The sequence below is a fragment of the Streptococcus parauberis NCFD 2020 genome (genome assembly GCF_000187935.1).
GTDB classification, from domain to species: Bacteria; Bacillota; Bacilli; order Lactobacillales; family Streptococcaceae; genus Streptococcus; species Streptococcus parauberis.
Map to the genome: position 1 here is coordinate 1,852,732 of NZ_AEUT02000001.1, position 24,030 is coordinate 1,876,761.

At 33.7% G+C, this 24,030-nt stretch carries 19 protein-coding genes and 1 pseudogene; 2 read left to right on the forward strand and 18 right to left on the reverse strand.

The features are described 5' to 3' along the window. Positions 1-97: 97 nt before the first annotated feature. From SPB_RS09240 to SPB_RS09315, 16 genes are all read right to left on the reverse strand, one after another. Positions 98-1,927 (reverse strand): hypothetical protein, encoded by a 1,830-nt coding sequence (locus tag SPB_RS09240; protein WP_003102375.1) that lies wholly within the window; start codon positions 1,925-1,927, stop codon positions 98-100. Then, entirely contained in the window at positions 1,914-4,133 is a 2,220-nt protein-coding gene (locus SPB_RS09245; protein WP_003104095.1) for a glycosyltransferase family 2 protein, read from the reverse strand. Before SPB_RS09245 ends, SPB_RS09240 begins: the two co-directional genes overlap by 14 nt. Beyond that, a complete protein-coding gene (locus SPB_RS09250) occupies positions 4,111-5,190 on the reverse strand; it encodes a bifunctional glycosyltransferase family 2/GtrA family protein (RefSeq protein ID WP_003103720.1) in 1,080 nt (359 codons plus the stop codon). The genes SPB_RS09245 and SPB_RS09250 overlap by 23 nt, the downstream gene beginning before the upstream one ends. A 216-nt stretch (positions 5,191-5,406) precedes the next feature. Further along, positions 5,407-6,207: an EAL domain-containing protein gene (locus SPB_RS09255; RefSeq protein ID WP_003105767.1), complete on the reverse strand. Its 801-nt coding sequence runs from the start codon at positions 6,205-6,207 to the stop codon at positions 5,407-5,409. A gap of 4 nt (positions 6,208-6,211) precedes the next feature. After that, complete coding sequence (locus SPB_RS09260; RefSeq protein WP_003105413.1) at positions 6,212-7,549, reverse strand: glycosyltransferase family 2 protein; 1,338 nt, start codon at positions 7,547-7,549, stop codon at positions 6,212-6,214. Positions 7,550-7,552: 3 nt separating this feature from the next. Continuing rightward, positions 7,553-8,053 (reverse strand): energy-coupling factor transporter transmembrane component T family protein, encoded by a 501-nt coding sequence (locus tag SPB_RS09265; RefSeq protein ID WP_003102544.1) that lies wholly within the window; start codon positions 8,051-8,053, stop codon positions 7,553-7,555. Positions 8,054-8,087: 34 nt separating this feature from the next. Continuing rightward, positions 8,088-8,801, reverse strand: a complete 714-nt coding sequence (locus tag SPB_RS09270) for an EAL domain-containing protein (RefSeq protein WP_003105169.1) — start codon at positions 8,799-8,801, stop codon at positions 8,088-8,090. A gap of 73 nt (positions 8,802-8,874) precedes the next feature. Continuing rightward, positions 8,875-9,951 (reverse strand): sensor domain-containing diguanylate cyclase, encoded by a 1,077-nt coding sequence (locus SPB_RS09275; protein ID WP_003106106.1) that lies wholly within the window; start codon positions 9,949-9,951, stop codon positions 8,875-8,877. Between the two features lie 264 nt (positions 9,952-10,215). Then, positions 10,216-11,646 (reverse strand): gluconokinase, encoded by a 1,431-nt coding sequence (locus tag SPB_RS09280; RefSeq protein ID WP_003102901.1) that lies wholly within the window; start codon positions 11,644-11,646, stop codon positions 10,216-10,218. Positions 11,647-11,659: 13 nt separating this feature from the next. Further along, positions 11,660-13,087 (reverse strand): 6-phospho-beta-glucosidase, encoded by a 1,428-nt coding sequence (gene ascB, locus SPB_RS09285; protein WP_003104107.1) that lies wholly within the window; start codon positions 13,085-13,087, stop codon positions 11,660-11,662. Positions 13,088-13,096: 9 nt separating this feature from the next. After that, entirely contained in the window at positions 13,097-13,996 is a 900-nt protein-coding gene (gene gnd / locus SPB_RS09290; RefSeq protein ID WP_037621413.1) for a phosphogluconate dehydrogenase (NAD(+)-dependent, decarboxylating), read from the reverse strand. Between the two features lie 115 nt (positions 13,997-14,111). Further along, positions 14,112-15,521 carry a glycoside hydrolase family 1 protein gene (locus SPB_RS09295; protein WP_003103588.1) on the reverse strand — a complete coding sequence of 470 codons (1,410 nt, stop codon included), beginning with the start codon at positions 15,519-15,521 and terminating at the stop codon, positions 14,112-14,114. A gap of 9 nt (positions 15,522-15,530) precedes the next feature. After that, positions 15,531-16,841 carry a PTS sugar transporter subunit IIC gene (locus SPB_RS09300; RefSeq protein ID WP_003102429.1) on the reverse strand — a complete coding sequence of 437 codons (1,311 nt, stop codon included), beginning with the start codon at positions 16,839-16,841 and terminating at the stop codon, positions 15,531-15,533. 9 nt (positions 16,842-16,850) lie between these two features. Continuing rightward, on the reverse strand, positions 16,851-17,159 hold the full coding sequence (locus SPB_RS09305; protein WP_003103213.1) for a PTS sugar transporter subunit IIA: 309 nt from the start codon (positions 17,157-17,159) through the stop codon (positions 16,851-16,853). Positions 17,160-17,170: 11 nt separating this feature from the next. Next, a complete protein-coding gene (locus tag SPB_RS09310; RefSeq protein WP_003105004.1) occupies positions 17,171-17,491 on the reverse strand; it encodes a PTS sugar transporter subunit IIB in 321 nt (106 codons plus the stop codon). 126 nt (positions 17,492-17,617) lie between these two features. Continuing rightward, on the reverse strand, positions 17,618-19,477 hold the full coding sequence (locus tag SPB_RS09315) for a BglG family transcription antiterminator (protein WP_003103904.1): 1,860 nt from the start codon (positions 19,475-19,477) through the stop codon (positions 17,618-17,620). Positions 19,478-19,789: 312 nt separating this feature from the next. Between SPB_RS09315 and SPB_RS09320 the strand changes: the two are divergent. Beyond that, a pseudogene (locus SPB_RS09320) lies at positions 19,790-20,257 on the forward strand (DUF2975 domain-containing protein). A 12-nt stretch (positions 20,258-20,269) separates the two neighbouring features. Further along, entirely contained in the window at positions 20,270-20,515 is a 246-nt protein-coding gene (locus SPB_RS09325; RefSeq protein ID WP_003103689.1) for a helix-turn-helix domain-containing protein, read from the forward strand. 658 nt (positions 20,516-21,173) lie between these two features. Here SPB_RS09325 and SPB_RS10915 read toward each other — a convergent pair. Beyond that, positions 21,174-23,354, reverse strand: a complete 2,181-nt coding sequence (locus SPB_RS10915; RefSeq protein WP_003105433.1) for a Spy0128 family protein — start codon at positions 23,352-23,354, stop codon at positions 21,174-21,176. Then, positions 23,351-23,905, reverse strand: coding sequence for a TetR/AcrR family transcriptional regulator (locus SPB_RS09335; RefSeq protein ID WP_003104194.1), 555 nt, complete (start codon positions 23,903-23,905; stop codon positions 23,351-23,353). Before SPB_RS09335 ends, SPB_RS10915 begins: the two co-directional genes overlap by 4 nt. Positions 23,906-24,030: the final 125 nt, after the last annotated feature.

Sequence of the window (24,030 nt, forward strand, 5' to 3'; positions counted from 1 at the left end):
ATTATATTTCGCCATAAGAAACCGACCTCAATTTATTAGATTATTTGTCTAACTTTTGAAAATTGGTAAACTTTATTTTTTATGATTAAACTAACTGTCAATCATCTTTTTCTTGAAACCACTTAAGAGGGTAATAGCCCGGTTTTATCTTTTTATTTGTCATTTTATATACATTTGCTTTAAATGTATAGTGATTATTTAAAAGAAAAATACCATCATAATTCTTAATAGTCTTTTCAAACTTTTCCTCAGATGTCATAAAATCAAATTTAACATCAACCTTGGAATTCCACAATTGATATCTCGAATAATAACTTAAAAAATAGTTATCAACTAATTCTTTGTTATCAGAAACTATCAAAAATTTCCCTTTCCCATAGTCTTTTTCTTTGGATAGTTTCTTTAGGATTATTTGATCTTTTGACTGTAGCATATTTTGTTTGATTATACCATTTGTATCAGATATCACAAAACCTAGAAAGACAACGATTGCAAGAAGTGTCGCATTCTCGTAAATATTTTTATTTTTAAAATTTTTGAATGATCTATTATCTCTTTTGGAATAATTTTTCTCATAAAAAAGGTCATCTAATTGTCTAACTCCCTGTATGATAAACATAAAGAAATTAATAACAATGATTGTCAAAATATACCTTTCAAAACCAGCAATTCTTTTTGCTTCCTCAACTGGCATTGCAGTAAGATACATTATTAAATTTCCAAAATAATAAAGAAATGTAATTAGTACGTTGGCCCAAAAAACCATTATATTAGTTTTCCAAGTCTTAAACTTTATTCCAATAACAAGACTAAATAATAGAAAAGAAGAAAAAATAACGATAATTTGAAGAGATGTGAGTGTGTGAATTGAGAATACCGTTTTTAGATAATTATTTAGTATAAGCTGCTGATTGATAGATAGCCTTCCCTCGAACACACTTGTGATTGGGCCAGCTGCAAAATCATGTTTTTTGCTAGCCATACCAGCAAAAACACTTTTCACATGAACTGACCATAATTGATTAAAAATAATTGGCAGTAGTAAAAGTAAGCTACTTAAATAGAGCTTAATATTTTTTTCATGTCTATTCTTTCTAATAAAAACACCTAGGTAAGCAATAATAATACATATTACAAAAAATAAAGCACTAGCTTTGACAAGAACTAAAAATGATAAAATAATAGAAATGAAAAACGATATTTGCAGAAAATTATTTTTCTGCAAATATAAGACCGAAATTGCTGAAATTGCCAAAATAGCAATTAATAAATCTACTAATAAATTATTAAATCTAATAGAAAAGTTTAAGTAAGTCATTACTCCCAAACTCGCAAAAATGATCGCATTCGGTAACAGCCTTCGATGATCTTTTACGACTCCAAAAATTGAGAACTGTGCGGCTGCGATTATTAAAAACTGACCAACCAGCATAATTCCTTCACTGAAGCCTACATATTTCGTTATATAATATAAATACAATGAGCTCCCAACTGGATAAGTATTATATGATATAATACGATCTGCAACAGCCGGTAGTCTATCTTCTAGAAACAAGAATTTTACAATCGTAGCCCAATGAGTAAAATTATCATAATGCAAAAGTGATTGATTCCATAATGCTGCTATATAAACACCAACATAAAACAACATCCCAAAGGTAACAAAGTTTAAACGGTTTAAAAGATTTCCAATTGTTAATCCTTTTGCTTTCACAATACTAAAAATAAACAACAAAATACCTAGAAAATAAATCATTAAAGAAGCAGGAAATAAGAAATTTACTAATGAAGATAAATAAAGGATTACAACTTGACAACTAATGACAACTATATATATATGATATTTCGAAATACTGGTCATTAATCTAATGAAACTTGTATATCCAACTAAAGAAACTATAAAAAATATAAACTTAATGATTTCCATTTACACTCCCCATATATAATTCGTTATAAAATCTTTGCATTCCTCCATTTGCTTTCTCTTCAAAACTTACAACATTATAACATACCAATTGATTAGAAGGGCTGATCATTTTTTTCTGAAGATTAAGTCTGATATCTGAATTATCGAAAGTAATATAATCTTTTGGTGTTAACTGAGAATCATAACTCAATTCAATTTCACTAACATTAAATTTAGTTATTCGCATTGGTTCACTATTAAGAGATACTGGAAAATTTGTTGAAATTTCTGGAAACATGGTATTCCCTCTGGAACTTACTAAATTGTAATTCGTCATTAAATGTAATCGTTGAATTAAATTATTATACAGATCATCCCAAATAGTAACCCAATTATCACGTACCTCAGTTAAATATTTATTGGAACGGTCATAGATATAGTAGAAATAAGCCTTTTTATTCTTATTGTCTAAATCAACTATTTTAATTCCGTATAGCCATTTTCCCTTTTTACTCACAACTCTTGTAAGTTGACCTTTTATATCAAATTCATATTCACCATCATATAATGATATTTGCATACTATCCCTTATGTAAAGCGGTTTTGAACTAACAAACGATAAACCATGTTCAGAAACATCCACAATTTGAATATTTTCTTGCAGTCCACCAACTGTTAAATTTGCATTTTCTTTAACCAAAAATCTCTCTTCTTTTCTAAAAATAGGTCTTCCTAAAGTCGAAAAAAGAGCAAAAGTTAAATTTATTAAATGATGCAACAACCAAAAGCTAATCACTGAACCATAAAATAGTTCCGATCCATATTTTCCAATATTAAAACTAATTAATCCATATAAAGATAAAATCCATAAAATTAAATATGGTAAGGCGAAAAGATAGTCAAAATTACGATTACTTACTGATTTAGAGGTTACTTTAAATTTTTTTTCACTAATCCCGATTGACTCTAAAAAAATAGGGATAACAAGATATGGGGCAAAGACTGTTTCTACTATTTCCCCCCAAGTTTGCGTACGGTAACTATCTGTCACATCTCTCATGGCTAACTTCGTTAAAATATAGGATGGCAACCAAAAAATTAATAGTAGCCAGACATTAGCTTTTACAATTCTAATATGGAATACAGTGTAAAGTATCGGAGCAATAATATAGACTAATCTTCTAAAAAAAGAACTCCAATAAAAATAGCCATTTATATAGATCATTCTTTGTCCCAAAGTTAACTTTGGATTAAAAAAGATATTTACATTATAACTACTTTTAATAACTCCTCTTCCCCACCTTATCCTTTGTTTAATGACACTTCTTAGGTCTGTTGGTGTTAAACCGCTTGCCATAGGTTTTGTGGTTGAATAATTGAGATAACCAGCAATATTCATTCTTACTCCGAGTTCAAAATCTTCTGTTATGGTTTGAGTAGGAAATCCACCAGCATCTTCAATTGCTTTTCTTCTCAATAATGTATTTGATCCAGTATAAACAGATGCTCCACGTGTATTATTAAGTACATTTACACTTTTTGAAAAAAAGTCCTGCTCATTTGGAAGTTTATCCTCGGAATAAAAATGAAATTGGAAAATATCTGGATTATAAAAACTCTGCGGTGTTTGAATTAATCCAATCGGCTTAGAGTCTCCTCGGTCTTTTAAAAAATAAGGGACAGTCTCTAATAAAAAATCTTTGTAGGGAATCATATCTGCATCAAATGTTGCAATATAAGGTGAGTTGGTCAGACTAAGTGCATTATTTAGATTTCCTGATTTTGCGTGCTTATTATTTTCTAATCCAAAATAACCAACAGAAAACTCTTCAGCAAGTTTTTTAATTTCTGGACGATTTGTATCATCTGCAATATAAATATGTACTTTAGACTTATCAGGATAATTCATTCTTACACAAGCATTCACTGTTTTGTACAAAATCTCGTAATCTTCGTTATGAGTTGCAATAAACACATCAATATCAGGTAAGTTTTCCTGTGTCATAACACCTTTTTCTAAATTAACTTCCTTACTTTTATTAACAATTAAAACAAAAGCTGTAAAAAAGGACGTCAGTTCACTAAACCATAGAATCAAACCTGAAATATATGAAAAATGTGAATCTTCCCAAGGTATTGTAAAAAATAATCTCCAAAATAAATAAAGAACACTAGTAAGAAAGGCAAAAAAATATAGGATTTTATTAATTTTTGAATTTTTTAACAATTTGATTCTCCGATTTTTTTGTAAAAATATATTTTTTTTGAATTTGATAACTGAAAATAAATAAAAATACATCAACCAATATTTTCACAAGTGTTAAATTAAATTGAGGGAGTACCTTGTTAATAATGGTTACAAAAGATGCTGACATTGTAATTTGAATTATCACCAGTAAAAAATACTTAATTAAGCTTGTTTTATCTCCTTTTTTAAATACAAATGCTTTATTCATGAAGAAATTAAAGAGAGAAGAAATAAATCGAGATAAAAATGAAGCCAAAAATATAGTATTGATGCTGAAGTTTCTTAGAAGAAATATAAGAAATGCAAAAACTGAGATATCGACAATAAATGAACTAGAAGAGGATATGATAAATTTTAAAAAGGTTGAATAGATTTTAAGTGAATCCTTAATAGGATTAAAATGTGATGAGTTATTTTCATCAATATAAATCGTATCAATTGGTACTTCTACAATTCTGATATTGTTCTCTTTTAAAAATAAAAGCATTTGCATCTCATATTCATAACGCTCACCATTTAGTTCCAATAATTTGTTTAAGTATTGCACTGGAATAACACGTAAGCCTGTTTGAGTGTCTGAAATATTAAGTCCCATTGAAAAACTTAAAATATCTCTTGTCATAAGATTTCCAAACTTACTTCTTAATGGCACATTATCTTCAAAATTACGGGAACCTAATACGACTGGTTTTAATTTATTATTTGTTTCATAAGATTTCAAACACCTTACTGTATCTCTTATGGTATGCTGACCATCACCATCAATTGTAACTACTGCATCTATAAAATCTAGTTTCTTCAAAATATATGTAAAACCAGTCTTTAGAGCATACCCTTTTCCTCTATTTTCTTGATATGTGATAAAGTGTACATTCTTCTCTATCTCTGAGAAAATTTTCTTATAACCACTACCACTTCCATCATCAATGACAATAATTGGACATTTTTTTAAATAATCATCCACTATTAATGTATTTATTAATTCTATTAATTTAAAATCCGGTTGATAACTTGGTATTAATATAGCGAAATTCATCTAATAACTTCTCCAGTTTATTTATTAACTGAGTACATACATACTTTATAAAAAGAAATAATCATAACTCAAGTAAATATTGTAATATTTAATGTAAAAACTATCTGCTAAAATTTCGTAGTCTATTATTGATATACATCGATAGATTTTTTTAATTTCAAATATCCTTCGACTATAAACTTTCTTGTATTAAGTAAGAATAACTGAAATATCTATTTAGTTTTCCTTGAGGTGTGGTTTTCCAATGTAATAACCTTGGCGGTTAGACATATCTAATTGATCTGCTAAAGACATATCTTCTGTAGACTCAATCTCAGTTAAATCAATACTTATTTGATTTAACTGACTTAGTCTCACCCAGTCACCTATGTTCTTAAAATACCATTCTTCATCATTTTTCTTTTGAAATTTGGACAATGGTATTTTAAGCCCAGACACCAGTTTCAGATATTTTTTAACCTTTTGATAATAGTTTTTGTCTGGACTTATTTGTTCCAAGATGACTTCTACGCCTAAGTCTTTACTTACTTTTAAATTCTTTTTCAGGCGCCAGCTGGTCCAAGGGCTAATAAATTGAGTTGAAGCAATATGAAATTCTATACGGACTTTCATTGGGTAAATGGCCCCTTTTAACCATTTGATAAAGTAGACATAACGAGGATCAACCAGTTGTTTTAAGCTAATATTGATAGCTAGAAAACCATTAGGGTATTCCTTTTTTAGTAGACTTTTATGAAGTAGGTAGATAACTTCACGTAGTGTAAAATGATCAATGTCTTCTGGTAAAGACCAGTTCTTATTTTCTTCATTATATTTCCTAAGTAGGGCTTCAAAGCCACTTACCCGACCATCTCTATCTATAATTTTCTGAAAATGAAATGAGTAATTTTTGATATTTTTCATAGTTTTTGGGTAGATAGCATTTTGTCTTTTGGCCCCAATATAACTAATCAAAATTGTAACAATACTAACTATAGTAAAAATAATTGCAATGAGTAACAAGATTTCAATAAGCATCTTTTTATTCCTTCTTTAAGCTTTTTCGTGTAGGACTAACCCAAGCTCCATAATCTGTCTCTTTTCCTAGAAAGGCTCTTACTGCTGGTAGGAAAGTTGTTACGATAGTTAAAGGATTAATCATCCAGAAAAAAATCATATATAATGGTGAAAAAATAAAATACTTTAACTTTTCACCCTTACTGTCTAAAATAAGTGCAGCTAATAATTGAAGACAACCTGCCACCAATTCAAATGTAACAAAAATAAATGACATTATTACAGCATGCCAAACTCTTTCAAAATTGCTAGTTGCCAAAAAGTAAGTGAGAGTTACTATGAAAACAAATGAAGAGATAAAAAAGAAGAAAGACCAGATAATTGAAAATGTCGTATCAACAAACATCGAAAAAACATAACGGTATTTGATTGGATGTTTGATAAACATACTAAAGTTGGTCAGCCATACTTCTGTACCTCCTTGTGCCCACCGTTGTCTCTGTTTATAAAGTTGTGACAAGGTCTCTGGCACATTCATATGGAAAATAATATCAGGGGCAAATCGAGGCACAATTCCAAACATCAAGTGATCCCAAGCAATACTAATATCTTCTGTACTTCTGTCCTGACGAAACCCAGCAACATTAATTAAAAATTCTTTTTTATACATGGTATTAGCGCCACTATAAGCATACATAGAATCATTGACCGCCGTCTGACTACGTTTAATAACGCCAACAATACTAGAAAACTCAACTGTTTGTGATTTCCCTAAAAGTGTACTCCTATTTTGCACATCCATATTGGCCGTAACAGCTGCCGTATTGACATCTTTATCACTCATAAAATAGTTCATATATTTCATTAAAGCATCCGGTTCGGGAATGGTATCTGCATCGTTACTCAAAATATACTCCCCCTTTGCAAAGAAAAGACCTAAATTAAAGCCATGTGCCTTACCCTGGTTTTTTTGAATATTGAGAACCCGTAACTTGTCATATTTTTCTTGTAATTTTTTTAAAATGTCCAGTGTAGCATCTTTACTGCCATCATTGATGACCAATATTTCGTAGTTAGTATAGTTTATTTGCGTGGCTAAATAATCGATTGTCTCTTCAATCATAACTTCTTCATTATGAGCAGGAATCATGATTGTAATCATTGGTTGGTCTTGAGGACTTAAGAACTGGAAATCATTTTCTTTTTTATCTTTTTTTAGAAATTTATAGCTTAAGGCTCCAAAAAACCAGAATAAGGCACCAATTACAGGATATAGACACAAAATTAAGAATAAAATCAAAATAATATTATAAAGAAAATTTTCGGTTAAGGATAAATTATTAAAAATGGTATCGTTAATCATTGTTTACTCCTTATTGTTGATAACATTAGCCAACTCATTATTCGCTAAGTTTTTCTCTGGCATAACATCATAATATCGAACATTAATCCGATAATCTTCCTTACCAAATCTATCTTCCATAAATTGGGAAGCTTTCTTTTGCCTTTCAATGCTTGAAACTGAATCATAGGTTGGCCATTTTTCAACAAAAGATTCTCTACGGTTATTTTGAACGATTGTCATTGTGACAGTATAGATCATTGTCATAAAAGCAGCAAAAATGAACAAAACAATTAAAAAGCTAACTAATTTGATCCCTTCTTGATAACTCCAAATTCCCCAACCAAGTTGATGCTGTGACACAAAGAATATGTAACTACTGACAGTGATAAATGTTGGTAGGATAAAAAAAAACCATCCAAAGAGGGCGTAGAATGTTTGTTTTATCTTTAACAGATAATGCCCCTCTTCAAAAAATGAATCTGTATAAGCATAGGTTACTTCTTTTTTTTTCATTTTTTCCATCGTATTTCCTTTTCTAAAATTGCATTTTTGATAATTATTGATTTAATCTTAAGACTTTAGGAGATTTATTACCCTTGCCCCAATAAAATCCTTGCTGTAATGAGATCCCAATTTTTTGCAACATTTTCGATTTTTTGCGACTGTCTACTCTTTCCACAACAATTGCAATCTCTCTTTCAGATACAAGTTTTAACCATTTTGTATAGCACACCAGTAGAAGAATATAAAACAGTGAAAAAGTCCCCGTTAGGCTGATTTTGATGCGATCATAATAGTCTTTATATTTAATATAAAGCAAACAAGTATTAATTTCTTCCGTAAAATCATCTATGGCAATCGTAAAATGATAAGCTTTTAAGGTTCTTAAAATGTCAGTAAGACTGTCCATCAGCTCAGGTTTATGGCGAGGGCGATGTTCTGTAATTTCAATAATTAAGCGATCAGAAAATGAACTTACTCGATCAAAGAAAAAAGTAGTTGCTGAAAATTGAAATTGATCAATATCAAAATTTAGTGAAAAGATAGTCTTAGGATTTTCCTCTAACACCTTAAGAATCTCAATTTGAAACCACTGAAAAAAGTTCTGGTATTTTACCTCGTTTGAGAGAATCTCACAGAATAACTGGGTCGGAAATTGGTCCTTCTCAGTCGATCTGAGCAGCACTTCATATTCCTCTACGATTATTGAATTTCTTTTTTCGACTTTAACAATCGGTTGGAAGATCAAATATAATTGGTCTAATGACATTCTTTTCCTTTATCTTTCTTTTAGTATGAAGCAATGAATCATTTCCTCATTGATATTCGTTTAACTGAATGTATTAGGATAAAGACAGATGAACTCTCTTTTGTGAATTCTTGTGGTTGTACATCTCTTTATCTGCTTGATCCAAAAAGTATATTAAGTCATTACTTGCAGTATTTTCTGCAAAAACTTTACCAAACGACACAGAGACACCATATTTTTCAAAGTCATCCATGCGCATTTTAATATTGGATTGAATTCCGACAACATCTTGATAAGTTACATCTGGAATCAGGACACTAAACTCATCTCCACCTATCCGAGAGATGATAGCCTCAGATGGAAATTCCATCTTTAAAATATTTGCAAAATCAATTAATAATTGATCTCCTATTTTATGACCAAACTGATCATTAGATTGTTTGAAATTATCTAAATCAAAGACAAAAATCCAGGTTGATTGATTATTTTTTTGGATTTGGTCTTTGTAATAATCTACCATTTTCCGACGATTAAAGACATTTGTTAACGGGTCCTGATAAATGAGTTCCCTATACTTTTCTTTCTCTTTGACTTGATCGGAGACATTCATAGTAATACAACAGATGGCATAAGTCTGTCCTCTTCTATTTTTCACTGGTGAATAAGAGGTATAAAGATAAATAGTTTCACCATTGTAGTTGAAAGAATCTTGGGAGGTTTGAAAACCTGAAAACAAGGCCTGTTTACAATTTTCTTTCAATAACTGCATATGATTTTCAGATAAATACTTGGATACACTGTCTCCTTTTTTTGGACTTACCTGATAATACTTTTCCATAAAGTTGATGTTGGATTGATTTAGGTATAAAAATTGATAGTTTAAATCAATAATGTAAAGATTGACATTATCGAGGACTTCAAAACTATCTTGAAACAAGGTCTTTTCATTTTCATAAGCTTCAAAGTAGGAGAGAATCCGTTTAACTTCAAAGAAGATAAAATAAAGCACAAAACCTGCAACCAGAAGATAGATCAGAGTTGATTGATCCCAATCTTTTGTTTCTAGATAGAGAAGTGTGCAAAAAATTATGAACAATAGCAAAAATTGCCCATAAATGGTTGTTAATATTTTTCTTCGATAATTCTTAGGGACTATATTTTTTTTAAACATACTTTTTTCCAATAAATGGTCTTATTTTTTCAATTTTTAATAATAGATACAATTCTTAGTATAACCCATTTTTATAAAAAAGCTAGCTATATTTTGACCACTTTGTTAAAATTTCAAAATTTTATGTTTTATGATAATAAATTAAGCTAAAATACTGATTTACTAACATTCTGCTAGGGCTATTTTTTTTATTTTGTCACATAATAAAAAGGAAATACCAATCCAGGTGTTTCCTTTTCTATTTATAAATGACTATTTCTTAGATTATCCTAGCAATCGTTTAAAATTCTGCTCATAGGCTACTGTATAGTGTTTATAATTTTCTTGATTAGGATAGTATTCTTGATCCTGTCTTTGACTTATGTAGCTTTGACCTAAAGCTTCTTTTGTTAGTATATAGGCTGCTCGACATCCCACTTCTTTTTCGTCCGATTGAACAATGATTTTACCACTAATATCGGCTAAAAGTTCAATAAAGAGTTGAGTTTGGAAAAGGCCTCCGCTGACATAAAGGGTGTCGACAGGGTAGTGTTTCTCAATACTTTCTAAAATCATTCTGAGGTTATAGAAGAGACCCTCTATACAAGCACGAGCAAAGTGAGATTTCTGGTGAGTGAAGGACAGATTATGGAAAGCCCCTCTGGTTTCAGAGTCCCATAGAGGTGCCCTTTCACCGCCAAGATAAGGTAGGAAACAAAGATTATTTGCTCCAATTGGTGTCGCTTCTATATCTTGGAAGATAGATTCTAAAGCTTGCCCTTGGTAAAAGGTTTTGTGTAGCCATTCCAGGATATTACCACCTGAATTGCTTGGGCCACCAATGACCCAAAGGCCTTTTTTGACGGCATAGGTAAAGAGACTGCCACTTTCTTCTACTTGCAAATCTTGCGATAAGAGGCGAACAGCTGATGAGGTGCCAATTGTAATAACAGCAGCATTTTCAGCCATTTGGCCAATACCTAAATTTGCCATCGGTCCATCCCCTGCTCCATATATAAAGCGGGTCTCCGAAGTCATGCCATTTAAGCCTTGAAAAACAGCTGGCAGACATTGAACAAAGTCTAGAGAATCCTTAATTTCTGGCAAAAGAGCAGGCGAAATCTCAAGATAATTAAGAATCTTCTGATCCCAGGTCCCTTGCTGCAGATTTACTAAACCAGTCCCCGTCGCTGAGGAAATATCAATAGCATTAACAGCAAAAAGCCGATAGAAGAGATAGTCCTTGATTCCCATCAGATGAGCAGTTTGGACCATTAAGTCTGGCTTTTCACTTTGAAAATACTTGATTTTTGCCAACCAACTCATAGGGTGAATCGGCGTCCCAGAAGTGGTCATAAATACCCGTCCCACTTCTGAGTCCTTAATCGCTTCCGCAGCAGCTTTGGCTCGGGTATCAGCCCAGGTTATAGAAGGCGTTAGCAGAGAATAAGCTTGGTCTAAAAGAATTAAGGAGTGCATCTGGCAAGAAAAAGCCACCGCATCAATTTTATCTTCAGCTTTCAAACTAGTGCAGACTTCCTGAATCAGTTGAACCAATCCCTGATAAATAGCTTCAGGATCTTGCTCGGCTTGCCCTTGGTCACCTCGTAGCAAGTAGTTTGCTCGACTGTGGGCAGAAATAGCCTGGCCATCGTTTTGGTAGAGAATCCCTTTTGTTGCTGTTGTCCCAATATCAATGCCCAAAATATAATTCATAGCGCTGCTCTTTCTAATCTAGTTTTCTGTCTGCAATTAATTTTTGATACCAGCAATAGGAATCCTTTTTATATCTGGCTAAAGAGCCTTGGCCCTGGTCGTCCTTGTCTACGTAGATGACCCCGTAGCGTTTGGACATTTCACCCGTCGAAGCCGAAACCAAGTCTAAAATCCCCCAAGAAATATATCCAATCAAAGGAATGTTATCCTCAAGGGATTTAGCCACTTCGTTCAGGTGTTCTTCCATATAGGCAATCCGGTAAGGGTCATGGACGGTCTTGTCACCTTCCAGTTTATCCTGTGCACCTAAGCCATTTTCAACAATAAACAAGGGTTTTCTGTATTTTTCATAAAGGCTGTTAATGGTGATTCGCAAGCCTTTAGGGTCAATAGCCCAGCCCCAATCACTGACTTTGAGGTAAGGGTTTTTGGCTGATTTGACCACATTGCCGCTATTGATTTCCACGCGACTCATATCAGCAATAGACGTTCGTGATGAATAATAACTGAAAGCTACAAAATCAACGCTTGATTTGAGGGTTTGTCGGTCCTCATCAGTGATTTCTAGACTGACATTTTTGTCTTTGAGAATTTTGTCCATATAAAAAGGGTATTCGCCATGTACTTGAACATCAACAAAGAAGGTATTGAGGCGGTCGTCCATCATGGCTTTCCAGACGTCATCTGGGTTACAAGAGTAAGGGTAAAAACTGCCTCCTGCAATCATGCAGCCAATTTGTCCCTGAGGGCATAGATTCTTGAAGCTCTTAACTGCCTTGGAACTAGCCAATAACATATGATGCGCAGCTTGGAAGAGTACTTGGTCTCTGTTTTCATTTTCCGAAATAGCCAAGCCAGCACCTGAGAAAGGACTATGCAAGACGATGTTGATCTCGTTAAAGGTAATCCAGTAATCCACAAGCTGGCCAAAGGCTTTAAAACAAGTTTCGGCAAAGTTTAGATAGAAATCGATAACCTGACGGTTGCGCCAAGAACCATAATCGCGGACCAAGCCCATTGGAATATCAAAGTGGGCCAAGGTCACCAAAATTTTCATCTTTCTCTGACGACAAGCTTCAAAGAGATTTTGGTAAAATGCCAAACCTTCTGGGTTAGCTTGACTTTCGTCACCATTTGGAAAAAGACGACTCCATGAGATGGAGGTTCTAAAAATTTCTAAGCCCATGTCGGCCAACATGTCCAAGTCTTCTTGGTAATGATGGTAGAAGTCAATACCGGAATGGCTAGGATAATAGTGTTGAGCATCAAGTTGAGGATCGCTGACATAGCCTAATTTGACAGGCATCCGATCGGGTCCATGAGGAATCATGTCGATATTTGACAGTCCTCGTCCCCCTTCTTGCCAAGCACCCTCGGCCTGGTTTGCTGCAATAGCACCACCAAAAAGAAATGATTTAGGAAATTGACTTGTTTCTGTCATAGCTCTGTCCTATTTTCTAGTCACATCATGACCGCCAAAGCCATTTCGTAAGGCTGCCAAAACTTTTCCGGTTACTGTGTCATCTTGCAATGAGCGGTTACGCATCATCAATGAAAGGGCGATAACTGGTGCAGGAACCTCTAAATCAAGACTTTCCTCAACAGTCCATTTGCCTTCGCCAGATGCTTGAACCCGGCCGATGATATTTTCTAAATGTGGATCTTTAGCAAATTCTTGTTCAGCTAATTCCATTAGCCATCCGCGAATAACTGAACCGTGATTCCAAAGTTTAGCCACTTTTTCAAAGTCATAGTCAAAAGGACTAGCATCTAATATTTCAAAGCCTTCAGCAATAGCCTGCATCATGCCATATTCAATCCCATTGTGGATCATTTTTAAATAATGACCACTACCAACGCGTCCAGTATAGAGGTAGCCATCTTCTTGAGCCAAAGCAGCAATAATTGGTTCTACAATAGGCCAAGCCTCTTGGTCGCCACCAATCATAAAGTTAGCACCATTGCGGGCACCAGACATGCCACCTGAAGTTCCCGCATCGAAGTAATAAAGACCTGCTTGATGTGCTACTTCAGCTTGTTTTAAATTATCTTTATAATTAGAATTGCCACCATCGATAATAATATCTTTGGCATCTAAATGTTCAATTAAATAATCAATGGTTTCATTTGTAATTTGTCCAGAAGGTAGCATGACCCAAACAATACGTGGAGTCGGCAAAGTAGCAATCATGTCATCAATACTTGCTACAGGTAAAATTTTTTCTGAATAGTCAGCTGCTGTTTTAACAGCTTCTTGGTTAATATCATACACTGCTAGTTCTTGACCATGGTCAACGGCGTTAAATGATAAATTCAAGCCCATTTTCCCTAATCCAATAATTCCAAACATATAATCCTCTTTCCTTTTAAAAAAACAAATTGCGCCCAACAGGATGTGCGCAATTTGATTACTATTTGACTGGTCAGCTTTTTCATCTGACTGGCTAACAGTCAATCAAAATCCTTCACATTTTGTTCTCTAACTCAAATGACTGATTTTCAATTACTGATTTAAACCAGTAAGCTGATTTTTTTAAACTTCTTTTCTTATCATTTTCAAGATCAATCGAAACCAAACCATATCGATTTTTAAAAGCATTCATCGGTGAGACACAGTCAGTAAAGGCCCAGAGCATATAGCCCTCACATTTAGAACCTTCTTCAACCCCTCGAAGAAGATGGTAAAGATGTTGACTAATGTAGTCAATGCGGTACTGGTCATCAATCATACCTGATTGATTTTTGAATCGATCTTCATCTTCCTGTCCCATTCCGTTTTCCGCAATAAACCAAGGAATATCAGGATAGTTACGATTCATATAAAGTGATAAGTCATACATAATTTGAGGATAAATTTCCCAACCGCGTGATTGATTCATCTGGCGACCAGGTAACTGAAAATCCTCATAGTATTTTTCTGGATGGAAGTGTTCACCTTCTCTCCAAGCAAATCGTTGTGATTTCACACGCTTTGGATAATATTGATTTAAACCAACAAAATCAAGCCTGTTTGTGGAGATTAGCGCAAGCTCTTCTTCCGTTGGATCAAAATAAATATCATTTTCTTTGCAGAGCTCAATCAATTCCTCAGGATAAGACCCTTTAATCATTGGGTCTAAGAAGACCCGATTGTAAAATAAGTCATAGCGTCTAGCCGCATCAAGGTCTTCTTGAGAACTTGATCTAGGATAAACCATTTCCGGATTAATGATACAGCCAATCCGTCCTGAATAGCCGCCTTCATGGAAAATCTTAACAACTTTAGCAGTGGCTAAAACCTTATGGTAGTTCCAAAGCATCCATTTTTTAGAATTTCTTTCATGTGGCCATCTAATAGCATCCAGATAGCAGCGGGTTTGACTAACAATTGGCTCATTAAAGGTAATCCAATCCTGAACCCGATCACCATAGCGTTGAAAAAGGACTTGCGCGTATTGAACAAATAAGTCAACAACTTTTTTGCTAGACCAAGCATCATATTTTTCCATTAACTGATAGGGAACTTCATAATGTTCCAAACAGATAATTGGTTTGACCCCAATGGCTACCAACCCATTAATGACAGCGTCAATATGACTAGCATAATCCTCATCGACAATCAGATTTTCATAATCGATAAAGAAACGAGACCAATTGATGGAGGTGCGATAATGACTAATCCCAATTTCTGACATTAAGTCTAAATCATCTTGATACATTTCCATAAAATTGGTAGCTACTTGTGGGCCCTGCCCTTGATGCCAAACAAAGGGTTCTTCTTGAAACCATTTATCTAAGAAGGAATCTTGACCTGGTTTTTTACCAATCCAACCCTCTGTTTGCCATGCTGAAGTGGCAGCACCCAGAATAAAATTTTCTGGGATCTTTATTTTCATAAGTTGTCCTTAGTTTTGTGCAAGTTGTTCTTTATTTGCAATTTTAACAAATGGTAGGTAAATCAGAATTGAGACAACAATACAGATGGCTTGAGTTGCTACAGCACCCCAGTCACCAGCAGTTGCAAGGTATCCATTGATTAATGGTGGTGTTGGCCATGGAACCATTACAGCAGCTTTAGCAGCAAAACCCACTGCTGTTGCAAAGTATCCGATAGTACCAGTTACTAATGGAGTTATAATAAATGGAATTGCTAAGATTGGGTTAAGCATGATTGGCATACCAAAGATAACTGGTTCGTTGATATTGAAGATACTTGGACCAATTGATAATTTAGTGATTTCTTTCATATCATCACGTTTACCAACCAAGAAGATTGATACTAATAGACCAATAGTTACACCTGAACCACCCATACTCATATACATATCCCAGAAAGGCATAGTGATAATATTTGGAAGTTCTTTCCCAGCTTGGAAAGCTTCAGTATTGACAGCAATTGCAGCAAGTAACAACGGTTCGCGGATTGGTTTAACCATTTGGTTACCGTGGATACCGATTACCCAGAAGACTTGAGCAACAAAGACAAGTAATAAGATACCAGGTAAACCTTGAACAACACCTTCTAAAGGTTTTTGAACAATGTTATAGATAATATCGTAAGCATAAAGACCAGTAATGGCTTTGATAATGAAACCGCCAGTAGCAATTGTTGCTACAGTAATAACTGTAGGAAATAACGCTGAGAAACTTTTAGCAACACTTGGTGGAACAGTGTCCGGCATTTTAATTTGTAATTTATCTTGGCGGTTTAACCAACAGAATAATTCGATGGCTAAAACAGCAACAATCATTCCCAAGAAAAGACCTTTTGTATCAGTATATTGTTTTGCTAAAGCATTTGAAACCATAACTGATTTTTGATCTTCAGTGATAAATTCGAAGATGGTTGGGTTTACTGATAGGTAACTCATAACGGCTACAATACCTGCAAATACATTGTTTTGGTTATTAAGTTTTGATAATTCAATACCCATTAAGAAAACAACGTAAATGGTTAAGAAACTTAAGGTTACATACGAAATAGCAGAAGAAATTGGTTGTAAATCTGCTAAGAAACGTAAAGCTTCAAATCTGGCTAAACCAGTTTCAGCATTGAAAACCATTGCTGAGAACAAGGTCCCAAAGGCACCCGTGATGATAACTGGAATCAAGGCTGCAAAAGCATTCTTAATTACAATGATGTATCTGAGAGAGTTTACCCAGTTGGCAAAGCCTCCCAAGACTGTCGTCATTTTGTCTAAAAATGAATTTCCCATTTTTTTCTCCTAAAACTTTTTATAAATATCAATAACTTCTCTTGCTAAATCAAGGAAGGTAATTGCAGTCATTAAGTGATCTTGACTATGAACTAAAAGCAATGAAAAAGTTGTCATCTCACCGTTTGCTTCTTTGGTGAGCAGTGCTGTTTGTGCCTTATGAGCTTCAGCAATCTCCTGATCAGCTTCCTTCATTTTCAAGGCTGCTTCTTCATGTCTACCTTCTTTAACTATGGCAATGGCTTCCATGGCTGAAGATTTAGCATTCCCAGCATGGATTATGAGACTCATTGAGCTTTCTAAATCTTTCTGTTCCATATTGCCTCCACTTATTTTGCCATCAAGTCTTGCGCTTGTTTGACAACATTTGCCCCATTCATCGTTCCGTAGTTTTGAGGTGAAATCAAATCAATTGGAATATTGTGTTCAGCAAGTGCTTTCTTGAATTGACCTTCCATAAAGCGTACTTGAGGGCCGAGGAGAATAACATTAACCTTATTTTCAACAGCGTAATCTAAAGCCTCGGAAGAAGCGACAGCATTAACATCATAATCTAAACCAGATGCATTAATGTAGTCCTTCATTTTTGTCACTAATAAACTTGTGCTCATTCCAGCAGAGCAAACTAATAGGATTTTTTCTTGACTCATGGTAAAAGTCCTTTCACTTTTTTATAGTTTAATGATAGCGCTATCTTTTAGAGACTACCATAACTCTTTTTACCGTAGACTAACGGTAAAAGGGCAAAAGAAAAAACCAAATCCTGAGAAATGGCTTTATTTCAGTATTTGAACCAGAGTTTCAAAGGTAGGTACCTTTATCAATTGCTTAACTTTGGTCTGATCAAACATGATATTACTAGTGCTTTTATAGAAATTTTCCAGTTGTTTATCCTTTTCTTTGCCTATGGACATTAAGAAAATAACTTGAATTTGGTTGTTTTCCCATAAAATCGGCTCTTCTAAAATAGCAACACAAACAAAACTCTTGGAAGTCATTACCTTGTAGGGGTGAGGAAGGGCAATATAGCCAAAATCCGTTTGCCCGAGAGCTTCCCTTTTCATAACAGCCTCAAAGAAATCTGCTGGGGCTAAACCGTAATGACTGATGTGTTGGCACATTTGCTGCAAAGCTTCTTCTTTCGAAGAAGCCTTAAGTTTTGGCATAAAGAGATTGGTTGAATAATAATCTAAAAGATAGTTTTTCTCCCCCTCTTCAAAGAATTGCTTATACGTCAAAATGTCATTGGTATCAATGAACAAATTGATTTCATAAATCGGTACCGGATATTTTTTATTGAGACTAACTGTCGTAAAAATATAATCAATCTGATACCCTTCAAAATCGAAAAAGTCTAAATCTGATATAGAAGATTCGTAAACATGATCAATGTATTCTCCAAAAGCTTGTAAATACTTGTATTTGAAAAGTTGGGAACTGCTGGTCCCCGAAATACAAACCAAAAGGATATTTTTGCGTGCCAAATCGCGATCACGTTTTTCAGTTGCCAAGGCAAATATCAAGGCAATATAGGCAACTTCAGCCAATGGAATTTCTCTTTGATAATACTCACTTAAAACAGTCACAGCTGTATTAGCAATTGTATAAGGAAAAGGGTATTCCTTGAGAATTTGTTCCGTTAAAGGATTATCCAGTAACATATTGTAGCGTAGGCGAATATCCATGGGGACTAAATGTTGGCTGAGAGACATGCGCAAATCTAGATTATTACGAAAATCTAGATTCAAAGCCTTATTAACCTGTTCTAGCATGGAAAAGGCCAGCTGATCAATATGGCTACTAATAATAAAGTTAGGACCAAACTTGCTTAATGAATTTGAAGATAACTTAGAAGTAAATTGTAAGGCAATATAGTCTCTTTCATATTTATTAAAGTAGACATTATTTTCCTTATTCAAGTAGTTGAGGTAATCAGAGACGATTTTTTGCGATGCCGGACTAATCTCTTTCCGACCTGCCAATGGTTTTTCAATACTGAAATGCTTTTTTATCCGTCGAATAGCAACAAAAACTGAATGAATAAATGCCTCTAAGGCAACTTCAGACATATGAACTTGATAAACTTGATTTCCTGCAATAATATATTCCATCAATTTTTTGGTTTCTTGACTATTCTCAATGCGGTAAAAATTATTGGTAACGATGAAAGTCCTTATATCAAACTCATCGCCCAAAAGCTTAATCCCATAGTGTGGTTTACGATCAATTTTCAAATCGTATAATTCCAGTAAGGTTTCTAGTTTCTTGATATGATTAGAAATAATCCCCCGCGACACATACAATTGACTGGCAATATCGTCGATAGTCATGTAGTCTTCCGCATCCAAAAGCAAATGGACCACTTCTTCATAAATCACTTGCTTTTGGTTAGACTGACTAAGACTGGAACGATTGACCTTTTCCAAAAAGAGCTTTTTATCCGAAATCAGAATGGTATAGCCTTTTCCTCTTTTTGAAGGAATAGTGGCCCCAAAATCAGACAAAATAGCATTTAGTTCTTTGATTCTGGTTCTAACCGTTTTTTCACTGAGCCTAAGCTTTTCGGATAGTTGCACCGATGAACAATAGCTATCTTCGGATAAAAGCTCTACGATTTCAAAATATTTTTCTTCCATATTTGCTTTCCTCCATACAGGATAGTCCTTGGCCAAGCAAGCTGCTGATGAATCGACAAAACCATGCATAAGTATGCATGGATAATTAAACTTTCTATTTATTATAACCATGTTTCAAGGAATAATCAATAAAGCGTTTTCGCATTTCCTGGCAAAAAAAGAAATCGACACCGTGCAAAAATAGAGAAAAACATACTTGGAAAAAGCCTTAATTATCGTTTGCCAACAAGTGTTTATTTAAAAACGATATTTTTTTATTGATAATCGATAAAAATGTGCTATACTGAAGTCACGAAATAAGGAGATAAATTTATGAAACCCCAAAATTACGAAGATTTTAGTATTGTCTTAACCAAAATTTGTTTGATTTCCCTTTTCATTGGCGCCGTCGGTTTGCTATCAACAGGAACTTGGGTGGTCGATTAAGCCATTATTTACCCTTCGCCCTTCCTCCACGGCTCTGCCCGCTACCTGAGTATGTTAGTCATCGGTTATAGCATTGGCTTTATGTCTCTGATTTTTCTCTATCACCTTTACAGCTTGGTTAGTCGCATTGGCAAGGAGCAAATTTTCATTGAGAAAAATGTCCGTTGCCTGCAAATTCTTGGTTGGGAAGCTGCAGCCATTACCCTCTTATCATTTCTAATGGGGGTCACTTGCTACATTCCCATGTTACTGATTACGGCCTCTGGCTTGGCGCTCACCTTGGTTATCCGCGTCATCCGTAATGCCTTCGGAAAAGCCGTTCAGTTACAAGACACTGTCGATTTCACCATTTAAGAAAGGGGACCTATGATACGTATAAACTTAGATCTGGTCATGGCCCAGAAACACATCAGCGCCGGTCGCCTTGCGGAATTGATCGAGCTAACACCTGCCAATTTATCCATTTTGAAAAACAATAAGGCCAAGGCGATCCGCTTCTCAACCTTAAATGCCCTCTGCCGCGAGTTGGATTGTCAGCCAGGTGATATTTTGGGCCTTCCAACTCTCCTACCTCCTCTTGGATCTTTAGATAAGCTAGTTAGACTGGATTGATATTTTTTAACCCCATCATTACCTGATAAGTAGATTCAAGCCATATTTATTTACTATTCTGGTGTTCTCCACTATTACGACTTAAATAATCTTCGACAACTTTTACTTTAAAATCATAGGAATATCGTTGAAAGTGACTACCGTTTTTGACCATGTAAAGAGGTTCTTTTCCATCATCTTGTTTTTTTGATATCAAGAAACATAAGTAATTTTAAGTAACTTTTATCGTTAACTCAGCAAAGAAAAGAAAAAAGACAAGGTCAATAAACCTTGTCTTTATAAGTATACCGGCGGCCGGGGTCGAACCGGCACGTCCGTGAGGACACTGGATTTTGAGTGCTACCAAGCACTTTTTAAAGATACCAAACCTTGATTTAACAAGGTTTGAGTTTTGGAAATCAACTTAAAAAACAAGTATTTTTTAGATTTTAGTGATTTTGGAGTGACAAATTTATTCGATAAATTTAAGTAATCAATTTCATTAAAAATACACCACAACCGTTTGATTTTATCCTAATAGTAGTAGTATTAATGATACTACAATTTTTAGTTTGAGGTAATTGATATATTCACTATTCTTAGTACTCAAAAACTAACTAATAATCTTTAATTTGTAATTTCAGAATTTTTTATGATGTAAAATTTTCACGCTTAAAATTTACTTATTCTTTCTTTGTCTCCTTATAACAAATACTAAAATTGAAATACCTAGTAAAGATAATATTATTGTACTTTTTTCACCTGTAGATGGTAATAACGCTTTAATTTTTGAAACTACTCTATTGTAAGGTGATTTCACAATTTTTGTTGGTTTATGATTAGAAGGCATTTTGGGTGTATAGGTGTTTTCAAAGCTTGTATCCTCATTCTCATATGTGACCTTAGCTTCCAGTTTTCCTTCATCGTCTTCAATAACTGTTACAGTTACAGTTATTGGAGTTGTATCATAAGTAATACCTGAAAGTTCTGTATTGGTTTCTTCAATGATATACTTATATGTTCCTGCTTTATCATAACTAATACTTGAGAAGTTTACGGAACCATCTGCTCCATTTTTAACTGTTTCCACTTTGTTGCCATCTTCACCACTTAAAGTAAATTCAAACTCACCCGATTTTAACTCTCGACCAGTTAGATTTTTTGTCACTGAAATTTTTGCTTGGGTACTTGTCGGTGTATAGGTGTTTGTTATATTTAATCCCGTAGGATCGTAAGAAACACGGTATCCTTTTGGAACATTAATCTCTTTGACAGTATACATAATTAAATCACTATTTTCATCATACTTAGGTAAATTTTCGAAACTATATGTATTGTCAGAATTAATTGAAGTTATTTTTCCTTCAACTGCAACGTCATTAGCATAGAGTTGCACTTGCAGGGTAGCGGGGCGGTTCTTTTTATTATCATTAACCCAAATTTTTGTTCCCTTCACAGAAATAGTTGAGGTATACTTGTTAGTAAATTCCGTTGTAGAGCCATAACTTGTTGCTCCCATGTAGACTCCATTTGCCTCTTTAGTAACTGTTACGGTTACTATAACCTCATTTGTATCATAGGTAAATCCCGGCTCCCTATCTTCAGGTGCTGGAATAACCTCTTTTATAATATAGTTGTATGTTCCAACCTGAGAATATTTAATAGCATCAAAAATTATTGTTCCATCAGCATTGTTTCCTTTAGTTTGAATTGGCTTAGATAAATCATCTTTATTATATAATTCAAAATGGAATTGATTTTCTGTGAGAACTGCATCTTTACCGATTAAATTTTTCTTAGTTTTTAATATTACATTTTCTGATTTACTTGAGGAGGCGTTCCCTGAACCACTCTCATCATTATAATTGGCATTTTTTGAAACAGTAGAAATATTTGATCCTGAAACACTTATTGTATTATCAAATGATTTCATTTCTCCAGACGTACTTCGATCAATTTTACTTGAATATCTTATATAATATGCATTTCCATAGTCTTTTCCGTTTATATTAGAAATATAACCCACTGAATCCGTAAAAGTCATCTGAGTCTTCTCTGAGTTAAAAATGACTTCACTTGCGTGATTCCCTATTACAGTTCTGGATTTTGCCTCTGTTTCATTATCAATTGGATCATCAGCTTTTATTTCAAGTCTATCTAATTTTAGGGATCCATCAATAAATGTTTGGTGTTGCCCTAAAGTATCTGAAATTACCATGTTTGTTATGGGTTTTTGTCCCGCATTAACAATAGCTACCCAATGAATTATATCAGGATCTACGTTATCTTTATAAGAATATTTTAGAATATTTTGATCTATACCAACTCCTGTACCCGGCTGGTAGGTAAATGCTATTGGAGTACCCCCAATTGTAGTATTAACTTTTTCCCCAGTAGTTAAAACGTTTTCATTTGCTACCAACTCAAAATTTAAATTCATCTTTTTATTTTCAGGAACTTTTGAAAACTGATCGGTAAATACAACACTCACACTATTTGGCTGAGTAGAAGCATTTACAGTAGCCACCCCCACAACATCGCCACCATCATTTGTGACGTTAAAAGGCGGAATAGCACCATAAAATCGTAATTCTTTGGGGATTGTTAAAGTTAAACTGTCACCAGAAAGAATTGTTTGTTCATCTGGAAAATCAAAACTTGAAGTTATAGAAAACCTTCTATATGGCTGTACTGTCTCATTAGTTGTTGTAGAATCTAATGGTTTTCCGCCATATATTACACTAGTATTATTTATATAATTCGTTATTTCTGAAGCATTTACTTGTTGAATGTTTTCCACACTTAATATAGATGTCATAGCCATTAATAGCAATGCAAATAGTTTATAAAAATTTCTCAATTTAAAGCCTCCCCAATCTTAATGTGTGCAGTTGCATTATTTATTATTAATAAAATTTCTTCACTAGATTCAGTACAGTAATTTTTTATCCACCTAAAAACTATAGTTTGAATAATTGAAACATAGACATCAAATAAATAATCTGTAGGTATCACCATTGATCTATTTAAGTTGACATAAAAACTTTCCTCTGAATAATTTTGAAATGTTGACTTTATGAATGCATTACTAATTTTATCAATATCTGGGTAATAATTTATTATATTAAAAAATAAATCTTTATTTGAAAATAAATAGTTTAGAACTTTCTTTGATGTTCCATTTTCAAAAATCGTATTATCGTTTAAAATTAAATTAATTTCATCTTGCATAAAAATAATTATTTGTAAATGCAAATCATTTGTTGATGAAAAATAATTATAAAATGTTCGTCGACTAATTCCACAAATTTCTATAATATCAGTAACTTTAATTTTTCTGTCAAATATTTCTGAAAGTAACTGACTATAAGCGATAAATATTTTGTTTTCCATACTTTCCCATTTTTTCATCTCTCCAAAACCCTATCCTTTAAAACAATTAATAATTTTTAGAATATTATAACAAAAATAATATTTAAAATATGCACAAAATCATCTTATTTGTAAATAGAGTTGAAAAATAGCTGATTAGTAAA